This window comes from Coprobacter sp. (genome assembly GCF_982436375.1).
In genome coordinates, this window is record NZ_CEWDCG010000174.1 from 1 (window position 1) to 6,560 (window position 6,560).

At 37.6% G+C, this 6,560-nt stretch carries 7 protein-coding genes; 2 read left to right on the plus strand and 5 right to left on the minus strand.

Features of this window, described 5'->3' with window-relative positions:
- Positions 1–103 precede the first annotated feature (103 nt).
- Positions 104–2,980, plus strand: coding sequence for a two-component regulator propeller domain-containing protein (locus tag AC1WHX_RS09560; RefSeq protein ID WP_302544675.1), 2,877 nt, complete (start codon positions 104–106; stop codon positions 2,978–2,980).
- Between the two features lie 165 nt (positions 2,981–3,145).
- Here the strand turns inward: AC1WHX_RS09560 and AC1WHX_RS09565 are convergent, their stop codons facing one another.
- Together AC1WHX_RS09565 and AC1WHX_RS09570 are read right to left on the minus strand one after the other, a co-directional pair.
- Positions 3,146–3,889: a UDP-2,3-diacylglucosamine diphosphatase gene (locus AC1WHX_RS09565; protein ID WP_302544674.1), complete on the minus strand. Its 744-nt coding sequence runs from the start codon at positions 3,887–3,889 to the stop codon at positions 3,146–3,148.
- Between the two features lie 39 nt (positions 3,890–3,928).
- On the minus strand, positions 3,929–4,255 hold the full coding sequence (locus AC1WHX_RS09570) for a metal-sulfur cluster assembly factor (RefSeq protein WP_022391273.1): 327 nt from the start codon (positions 4,253–4,255) through the stop codon (positions 3,929–3,931).
- A 126-nt stretch (positions 4,256–4,381) separates the two neighbouring features.
- Here AC1WHX_RS09570 and AC1WHX_RS09575 point away from each other — a divergent pair, with 126 nt between their 5' ends.
- Positions 4,382–4,750, plus strand: a complete 369-nt coding sequence (locus tag AC1WHX_RS09575) for a hypothetical protein (protein WP_009318051.1) — start codon at positions 4,382–4,384, stop codon at positions 4,748–4,750.
- On the opposite strand, the gene AC1WHX_RS09580 is transcribed toward AC1WHX_RS09575, so the two are convergent.
- From AC1WHX_RS09580 to AC1WHX_RS09590, 3 genes are all read right to left on the minus strand, one after another.
- Positions 4,751–5,134 (minus strand): S4 domain-containing protein, encoded by a 384-nt coding sequence (locus AC1WHX_RS09580; protein ID WP_302546881.1) that lies wholly within the window; start codon positions 5,132–5,134, stop codon positions 4,751–4,753.
- A 4-nt stretch (positions 5,135–5,138) separates the two neighbouring features.
- The gene (gene murI / locus AC1WHX_RS09585; RefSeq protein WP_302546882.1) at positions 5,139–5,978 is read right to left on the minus strand and encodes a glutamate racemase; all 840 of its coding nucleotides are present in this window, start codon (positions 5,976–5,978) and stop codon (positions 5,139–5,141) included.
- 67 nt (positions 5,979–6,045) lie between these two features.
- A partial coding sequence (locus AC1WHX_RS09590; RefSeq protein ID WP_009318054.1) for an OmpH/Skp family outer membrane protein occupies positions 6,046–6,560 on the minus strand: 515 nt, incomplete at its 5' end.

Consider the following 6,560-nt stretch of genomic DNA (forward strand, 5'->3'; position numbering starts at 1 on the left):
GATTTATACTATTTCTTACAACTGTTTAGAAATAAATATTTTATAACTTAAATGAAACGCATTATAAAAAAAATTTCTGCGATTCGTTTTTAATGCCGTATTTATGTTCGGATTCGCCAGACAGATCACTATCGTACTACTCCTATGTATCGCCAATGTCGGTTACTTATCGGCATTTAACGGTAATGTAGATCAATTTCGTCTTAACTTCGAACTCCCTTCAAGATCAGTACAATGTATAACGCAAGATAAACAAGGGCTTATATGGATCGGAACAAACGATTGGGTTGCTTATTACGACGGATACTCTTTACAAACTCTTCCCTTACCTCAGAATGTAAATCACGGTTTTTATAAAAGAATTTATTCACTCCAAAACGATACACGAGACCGAATGTGGATAGGTACTCCGTACGGAGCTTTCAGGTACGATAAACGGAACAGAGAAATAGTTCATTTTCTGCCGAACGAAAATGACATAAATAGTAAAAGCAACGTTATTTACAGTATTGCATTATCTCCGGATAACCAAATTTGGTTAGGTACGCGAAACGGTATATACCAGTATGATGAACCTTCGAATAAACTGTTGCTGTCTCCACTGTTTGCCCACCATAAAACATTCAACGAGGCTCTGAAAAGCGAACGGATAGCCAAATGCATATACTTCGACAAGATGGGACTTTTATGGGTGGGAACTGAAGGTAACGGTTTGGTTGTAATCAACACAAAAGACCATACACATCGAAGTTTTCATTACTCTCTTACAGATAGTACGACCATTTCAAGTGACTTTATTGAAAATATATATGAGGATAGTTTCGGCTCATTATGGATTGCAACTGCCGACGGACTGTGCCGATTACGAAGAGATGATAATAATTTTGAAAGATATAATCGAATCGGTATCAACGGATTGGTAACCGACATAACAGAAGATAAAACAGGGACATTATTTCTTGCTACAGATAACGGTGTTGCAATTTTTAATAAAAAGGAACAATCCGTCGAATGGTTAAAAAACAATCCGGGGAGTGAGAACTCTCTTTTGAGCAATGATGTAATGAGCATATACAAAGATCGTTCAGGGGCTATCTGGTGCGGTACATCTAAAGGTGTATGCCGCATCGAGAGACAACCCCGATTCCCCCTGCTTCAGAATCTCCCTGAATCGGAAAATTCCCTTAGTAATAATTCCTTGGTCTTCTTGCAAGCAGACAAAGCCAAGAATCAGCTATGGATAGGAACAGCAAATGCCGGAATAGACCGTTACGATGTAACAACCGGACTATTCACTCATTATTCGCTTTCTGCCTTAAAACTACAACCCGGATATAATCAAATACGGACAGGGATTTTACTGCAAAACGGTAACCTGTTATTAGGAACAGGAGGGGGATTATTAGAATACAATACTTTACAGAATACTATATATTCCAAGATATTTAATCCTCAAACAGAACTGAAAGAAATATATGCGTTGCTTGAATCTCGCAACAGAGATATTTGGATGGGAGTCTTAGACAAAGGCTTATACCGATACGATAATAAATCAAACAAAGTAGAAGAGGTATCTTTACCTGTCGAATACTCCGGGAAAAAAGATGTTTATACGAATATCAAAGTATTATTCGAAGATTCGGAAAATAATATCTGGATTGTTTTTTATCAAGGAGGAATAGGCCGTTACTCTCCTACAAACAAAACGTTAGATTTATATACCCAAACTTCGACTCACAACGGACTAAATGACAACATCGTATGGGATATCGTGGAATTACCGGATAAAATGCTTGTATTTGCAACCGGATCAGGAATAAGTTTTTTCAATTTGAAAACCAAAACTTTCGAAAAAAGAAAGAATTTTAATGCCGCAATCAATGGATCTGTAACTTCCATACTTCCGGTATGGCCTGATTATCTATGGTTAGGGACAGAACAAGGTATTGTCCGCATTTCCATGACAGGAAATAATATTATTCGCTTTAGCGAACGAGACGGACTTCAAGGACCTCTTTTCAATTATCAAGTTGCCGCAGCACTTCCTCCCTATCTCTATTTCGGAGGGAATAACGGATTCAATAAAATCGATACTCGGATACAATTCGACAACAGTTTTATTCCATGGCCGTCGGTATTAAAAATCCAAAACGATAACGGAAGCATCGATGTAAATCAATTACAAACAGAAAATAATATTCCGGCACTTTCTCTTTCATCGAGAAATCATCTCTGCGAAATTGCATTTTCCGCCTATTCTTATCAAAATGAATGGAGAAATCGTTACCAATACAAAATATTACCCAAAGACTCCGTTTGGAAATGGGTAACTTTCGGGAAAAACAGTATTACGCTCCCGTCTTTAAAAAGCGGAAAATATACATTGATGCTACGCGGAGCAAATTCGGACGGGAAATGGGGAGATGCCCACGAAGTTTTAATCATTCGGGTAAAAAGTTTTTGGGCAATCGTAATCTGGAGTATATTAGGTGCTATCGCTTTATTCGGATTTCTACTTTACCTCTTAAACAAGAGATATCCTCATATTCTGAAAAATTACCAGAAAATCTTATCAAAAAAGAAAAACAAGGTTCTTAAAAATCCTGTAAAACTAAAAGAGCCGGATGAGAAAAATCAAAAGATAGTAAATGCTCTTATCGCAACTATGGAGACAGACCATCTTTATACCAATAAACGTCTCAATAAAGCTCAATTGGCTGCAGTATTGAAGCTTACGGAACTGCAATTAGCACAAATACTAAAAGAGTACATAGGAAAAGGATTTGCCGATTTTGTCAATTACTATCGGGTGGAAGCTGTGAAAGAAAAACTAAAAGACCCTAAATATAAAGATATAACATTAATGGGGGTTGCCAACGAATGCGGTTTTAATTCCAAAACTTCATTCTACAGAGTATTTAAAGAAGTCACAGGTATTACCCCAGCTGACTATTTAGAGCAATTAAAGAACAAACGGTAAAAGTCTTAGAACCTGTATAAATTTTACTCAAGTTTGGTTTGAGAGTTATGGATGTCCTTTTGATTTTGATAAAAAATAAAGGAACAAACCAAAAAGAAGAGCGCAAAGATATGCTGACAGAATTTCTGCATCGGAAAAACCAGACAGTCCCTTAAAACAATAGTGTCATTCTTCGAATTGTTCCAACCGTATTTGATCACCCTCTAAAACAGCATAAGAAAAATAATTAATCCAATCCCCCAAGATAATCACCCTACTATCTCTACGTATCATCAAATCTAACATGATATGTCGATGGCCGAAAACAAAAAAATCGATATGAACGGAGGATTTTTCAAGATAGGCTTTCGCATATCGAACCAAATATTCATTCTCTTCTCCGCAATAATCTTTACAATTACCGGTTTGTCGGCTATGAGAAGACCACTTATGTGCAAATGCAACCGTCCAACGGGGATGAATTGCCGAATATAACTTCTGACAAAATCGATTATGAAAAACAGACCGTATAAAACGAAAAGTCAGCGGAGTATCTCCCAACCCGTCACCATGAGCCAAATAAAATGTCTTTCCGTTTAAATCGACAATTTCCGGAGTATAATGCACCTTTACACCTAATTCACCGGGTAAATAATCGAATATCCATATATCATGATTTCCGATAAACCAATGCACATCTATCCCTTTATCTGTCAATTCGGCAACTTTACCGAAAAATCGGGTAAATCCTCTTGGAACGACAGTCTTATATTCATACCAATAATCTAATATATCTCCCATCAGATATATTGCTGAAGCATCCTCTTTAACCGAATCGAACCAACGCACCACTCTTCGCTCATTCTCAAGCGGATTTTCTAATGTTCGTGCGCCCAAATGCAAATCGGACAAGAAATAGATTTTTTTCATTTAACGGCACTTTATAAAATATGGATATGGAATTCGTTTTTACAAAAAACCGAGTTCCAGTTTGGCCTCTTCACTCATCATATCCTTATCCCATTCCGGTTCAAAAACCAACTGAATATCGACACTCTTAACATCATCTATGCTCTCAACTTTCATCCGGACATCTTCAATGATAAAATCTGCTGCCGGGCAATTTGGTGCAGTAAGGGTCATCTCTATATGGACATTCTTCTCATCATCTACCTCAATAGAGTAAATCAACCCTAAATCATATACATTTACTGGGATTTCCGGATCATAAACCGTACGGAGCATCTTCACGATTTTTTCCTCAACAGTCAATATATCATTTTCTTTTTCTTCCATAATGTAGTATTTATCTTAACGAAGGTAACTAATTTTTATGGAAACTCAAAACAGAGATAAAAAGTTCAAGCATTTTGCTACATTTGCATAAAAGATCCTGTCTAAATAAATAACCTTTACGGAACAATGATAAAACAAGATTTTTTATTGGTACAAATTGAAGAACTCGCTAAAAAATTAGCTAAGCTTCTGAAAAAGAAAGAAACTCCGGGAAGCAACACAGATACTCTCGCCGATGATTGCTACAAAGATATACACCTGAGCTTACAAGAGGTACAAAATGCAACAGCTGAAGAGTTAACCGAGAAAGTGCCGGACTGGGAACTCCTTGAATTATTAGTCAAGTTGATGTTAGCCGATGACAGAATAAATACCGACCGCCAGCAAATAGAAAAAGCTCAACAGCTTTTATACTTCGTGCAAGAACGAGACCGGACCTATTCTTTTGACCGTATTGCCTTGGCCGAATCGATAAGAAGTCTGCTTACCGAATAATCAACGATTAGGACGCCGAGATTTCTTCTTGACACTACGTGTTCTATCTTCTGACTTAGAACGCATAGAAATCTCTTTCTCGGCCTTTTTTCTCTCGTTTCCACGTGTGCCACGCAAAGTTTTTCGTAATCTGGTCGCATTTTCCCGTGATGAAAAGTTTTCAGAAGATTTCCGTTTATTCTTCTCTTCATCTTTTGAAATTATTTTCGGGAAATGCAATATTTCACCATCTATCCGCACTTTGTCTTCTAACGACACTTTAGCTCCCATAGCCGCAAGAACACCATTTATCGTTACCCGCTCGTCTACGATCAACTGATCGGCTTCTCGACGAGAACAAAAACCTGCGTCGCTTATATATTTATTGATTCTTATCTTTTCCATATTATCATTCCAAAACAATGCGTGAAACATTTACATTTTCTTGTAAAAATAAAGATGCCGCAGCAGAAAACCTTTGAGGGGATTCGGTCGTAAGAAAACGACACGAACCGTTTTTAGTGCACCTTCTCTCCATTTCTGGATGCCGATAAAGATAATTCTTAAGACTTGCGGCAACCAAATCTCCCTGAGGAAGAGGTAATACTCCCTCAGGTAAAAATGTCTTGATTTTATCCAATAACAAAGGATAATGGGTACATCCCAAAATAACCGTATCTATATCGGAACACTGCTCCATAAGACGATCTATGTACTGACGGACAAAATAATCGGCTCCGGGAGAACGATGCTCATTATTTTCGACTAATGGTACCCACATTGGACATGCCTCTCCAAATACTTCATAATCCGGATATAGTTTTTTTATTTCTAACGGATATGAACATGACTGTATAGTCCCCGTCGTTCCCAATATCCCGATTTTTCCTGTCCGGGTTATATTCCCCAACGCTTCGACTGTCGGGCGAATAACTCCTAAAACTCTCCTATTAGGAGCAATTCGGGGAAGATCTTTCTGTTGAATAGAACGAAGCGCTTTCGCAGAAGCAGTATTACAAGCCAAAATAACTAACTGACAACCCCGCTCGAATAAGGTCAATACAGCCTCTCGAGTAAACTCATACACAATTTCAAAAGAGCGAGTTCCATAGGGAGTACGGGCATTATCTCCCAAATAGATATAATCATATTCGGGCATCTGACGACGAATATCTTCCAGAATAGTCAATCCGCCGTAACCTGAATCGAATATTCCTATCGGACCGGGTTGTTCACTATATAAATTCATTTTCACAAGAAAACAGAAAAAGGATGATACAGACGATCATCCTTCTCTGATTATGTATTGAAAATTATTATTTTAATCCCAATTTTGCCTTTACCAACGGAGTAGCATCTTCACTCCCGACTCCGGCATACAATACAGCGTTAAGATCAAATAAATAGGTAAACTTATATTCGTCTCCCACCGCTTTAATAGCATCTCTCATTTTTTTCTCTACCGGAGCGAGCAATTGCTGTTGCTGCTTAGCTAAATCATTTTGAACTACCTCTTGGAAATTCTGAATTCTTTGGTTCAATTCAGCCAATTCTTGTTGACGACGAGCTTTGATATTTTCCGGAATAGAAATCGAGTCTTGTGTCGCCATCAATTCTTTATACTTTTTACCGAATTCTTCCTGCATTTTAAGGAATTCATCTTCATACTTTTTAGCAAGAGCGTCATATTCTTTCTGTGCAGCTTCCCGTTCGGGCATAGCAGAAAAAATTTCCATAGTATTTACAGTTCCGAATTTAAATTGCGGAGTCTGAGCAAATGCACAAAAAGGCAATGCAAACAATACAATAATCAAAAGTTTCTTAAACATAT